This window comes from Sphingomonas sp. (genome assembly GCF_039595165.1).
Classification (GTDB): domain Bacteria; phylum Pseudomonadota; class Alphaproteobacteria; order Sphingomonadales; family Sphingomonadaceae; genus Sphingomonas.
Map to the genome: position 1 here is coordinate 1 of NZ_JBCNMA010000201.1, position 3,111 is coordinate 3,111.

A 3,111-nucleotide genomic window follows, 5' to 3' on the forward strand; every position below is an offset into this window, starting at 1 on the left:
CGCAAGAAGCTCAGCATGGCATGCGACGGCGAGAACTATATCGAGACCGTCTGGGGCCGCGGCTATGTGCTGCGCGAGGCGGACGAGGTCGCGGTGCCGATCAGCGCCGTCGCCTGAGAGCAGTCAAGAGTTACCCGGAAGCGGCCGCGGCTCCGACAGGATGCCGCGGCCGTCTTTTTTCGCCAACGCATGATCGCGGGGCATGACCTTGGCATCCTACGTCGCCCTTCTCCACAGCATCACCATCGGCGATGGCCGCCGGCTGGTGATGGCCGAGTGGCGCGAGATGATGGAGCGCATCGGGCTGGAACGCCCGCGAACGTTGCTCGCAACCGGCAATGCGCTGTTCGACAGCGAGCGCGTCAGGGTCGGGGAGCTCGAAAGGCGGCTCGAAACCGCCTTCGCCCAACGCTTCGGCCGGCATGTCGACACCATCGTGACGACCGCTGCGCGCTGGCGAAAGCTGGCGGCCGGCAACCCCTTCTCCGAGGAAGCGAAGCGCGACGGCACACGGGTCGCGCTGCGGGTCATGCGCAAGCCGCTGGATGACGCGGACCTTGAGCGCCTGATGCCTTACGCGACTCAAGGCGAGCGACTGATGCTGGTGGGCGGCCACCTATGGGTGCATTTCGAGCAGGACCCGGTCCGCTCGCGACTGGCCGCGCAACTGACAGCCAAGCGCCTCGGCCCCGGTACGGTGCGCAACTGGAACACCGTCCGGCGACTGGACGAGATGATCGCCGGCGAGCGCGATCGCCCCTAGCCTGCTCTACCGCCCCTCGCCCTCGCGCCGCTCCGTCCGCCCGCGCTGATACACCCGCTCGCCGCCGACCCAGGTCTCCAGCACCACCGTGCCGCGCAGCTCGGTCGGCGAGGCGAGCAGCGGATCGCGGTCGACCACGACGAAGTCCGCGCGCAGCCCCGGCGCCAGCCGCCCGAACAATTTTTCGGCGAACCCGGCATAGGCGGCGTCGATGGTGAAGGCGCGCCACGCCTGCTCGCGGCTCACCGCCTCCTCGGGCCGCCACCCGCCGAACGGCTGGCCCTGCGCGTCCTGGCGGGTGAACGCCGCCGCCCAGCCGGCGAATGGGTTCGGGCTCTCGACCGGATAGTCCGATCCGAACGCCAGCCGCACCTTGTTGGCCAGCATCGTCTTCCAGGCATAGGCGCCCGCCAGCCGCGCCGGCCCGACCCGCGCCTCGGCCATCACCCGGTCGCTGGTCTGGTGCACCGGCTGCATCGAGGCGATGATGCCGTGCTTGCCGAAGCGCGGCAGATCGGCGGGATCGACGATCTGGGCATGCTCGATCCGCCAGCGCCGGTCGCCATTATAGGTGTCGGAAACCTCGTCGATCGCGTCGAGCACCTGCTGGTTGGCACGGTCGCCGATCGCGTGGATCGCGAGCTGGAAATCGTCCATCGCCCCGCGCGCGATCATGTTGAGCAGTTGCGCGTCGGACAGGAAGGGCAGCCCGACATTGCCCGGCGCATCGGCATAGGGCGCCTTGAGCCACGCCCCGCGCGAGCCCAGCGCGCCGTCCGCCACCAGCTTGATCCCGCCCATCCGCAGCTTATCGCCATAGAGCCACGGCGTCGGCCCGCTGCCCCCGACCGTCAGCGCGGTGTCGACGCCCGCGCCATAGCTCATGATGCGCATCCGCAGGATGCCGAGGTCGCCCATCCGGCGATAGGTCATCCAGTCGTCGAGGGTGGTGCCCATGTCCGCGCTGGCGGTGACGCCGGTCGCGAGCAAGATGTCCTGCGCCTTGATGAAGGCGGCGTTGCGGTCGCGCGGCGTGGGCTTGGGCAGCGCCTTCTCGATCAGGCTCATCGCGGCGTCGATGAACACGCCGCCGGGCTTGCCCGCGACCAGCTCGATCCGTCCGCCCGGCGGCGACTTGCTCGCGGCGGTGATCCCCGCCGCCTTCATCGCCGCGCTGTTCGCCCAGCCGGCATGGCCGTCGGCGCGCACCAGCCAGGTCGGCTTGTCGCCGGTCGCCGTGTCCAGGTCCGCCGCGGTCGGGAAACGGCCGAGCTTCCACGCCTCCTGATTCCACCCGCCGCCGGTCAGCCACGGCCGCGTCGCATTCTCCAGCGCATAGCGGTGGATCGCCGCCTGCGCCTCGGCGAGCGAGCTGGTGGCGGACAGGTCGAGCGCCAGCGCGCGGAAGCCCAGCTCCATGACATGGCCGTGCCCGTCGATCATGCCCGGGATGACCGTGCGGCCCTTCAAATCCTCCTTCCACTCCGGCCGCTCGGGCCGCTTGTCGCCGCGCTTGAGCAGCTTCACGATCTTGCCGTCGCTGCCGATGACGATGCCGTTGAAGCGGACGACGTCGCCCTTCTCGTCGAGTGTCATCCCGTCGACATTCTCGACCAGCGCGTCGGCGAAGGCAGGGGAAGCGAGGAGCAGCGAGAGGGCAGCGGCGAGCGAAACGGGAAGGCGCACAGGGTTCTCCGGCATGGCGGCGCTCAAGCCGCGCTTCATTGCGAATGCGAATAGGCGGTGTTCCCCCGCCGCGCCAGATGGTCTACGGCCCCCGCATGGCAACTCAAGCAGCACCCGCCCCGCATTCGCTTCCCGTCACGCTCGCCGACGTCCAGGCCGCGGCGGAACGGATTGCGGGCGCGGTGGTACGCACGCCGACGCTGCACAGCAAGACGCTGTCGGACCTCACCGGCGCGCAGGTCTGGCTCAAGTTCGAGAATCTCCAGTTCACCGCGGCGTACAAGGAGCGCGGCGCGCTCAACACCCTGCTCCAGCTCGACGATGCGGCGCGGGCGAAGGGCGTGATCGCCGCTTCGGCCGGCAACCATGCCCAGGGCCTCGCCTATCACGGCAACCGTCTCGGCATCCCGGTCACGATCGTGATGCCCAGGCCGACGCCGACGGTGAAGGTGATGCAGACCGAGGGCCATGGCGCCTCGGTGATCCTCGAGGGCGAGACCTTCGACGAGGCCTATGCCCATGCCCGCCAGCTCGAGGCGTCGAACGGCTACACCTTCGTCCATCCCTTCGACGATCCCCGCATCATCGCCGGCCAGGGCACCGTCGCGCTCGAGATGCTGGCCGATGCGCCCGCGATCGACACGTACACATCTGCAACCTGG

The 3,111-nt window shown here is 69.5% G+C and carries 3 protein-coding genes and 1 pseudogene; 3 read left to right on the top strand and 1 reads right to left on the bottom strand.

From position 1 onward, the window contains the following. Both ABDV68_RS18670 and ABDV68_RS18675 read left to right on the top strand, forming a co-directional pair. A pseudogene (locus tag ABDV68_RS18670) lies at nucleotides 1–117 on the top strand (DNA-binding response regulator); the annotation flags it as partial. 85 nt (nucleotides 118–202) lie between these two features. Beyond that, nucleotides 203–763, top strand: coding sequence for a DUF1697 domain-containing protein (locus ABDV68_RS18675; RefSeq protein ID WP_343521596.1), 561 nt, complete (start codon nucleotides 203–205; stop codon nucleotides 761–763). Nucleotides 764–769: 6 nt separating this feature from the next. Here ABDV68_RS18675 and ABDV68_RS18680 read toward each other — a convergent pair whose 3' ends face one another. Next, nucleotides 770–2,464, bottom strand: a complete 1,695-nt coding sequence (locus ABDV68_RS18680) for an amidohydrolase (protein ID WP_343521598.1) — start codon at nucleotides 2,462–2,464, stop codon at nucleotides 770–772. An 80-nt stretch (nucleotides 2,465–2,544) separates the two neighbouring features. Here ABDV68_RS18680 and ABDV68_RS18685 point away from each other — a divergent pair. Beyond that, nucleotides 2,545–3,111, top strand: a 567-nt coding sequence (locus ABDV68_RS18685) for a pyridoxal-phosphate dependent enzyme (protein ID WP_343521597.1), incomplete at its 3' end; no start/stop codon positions are given.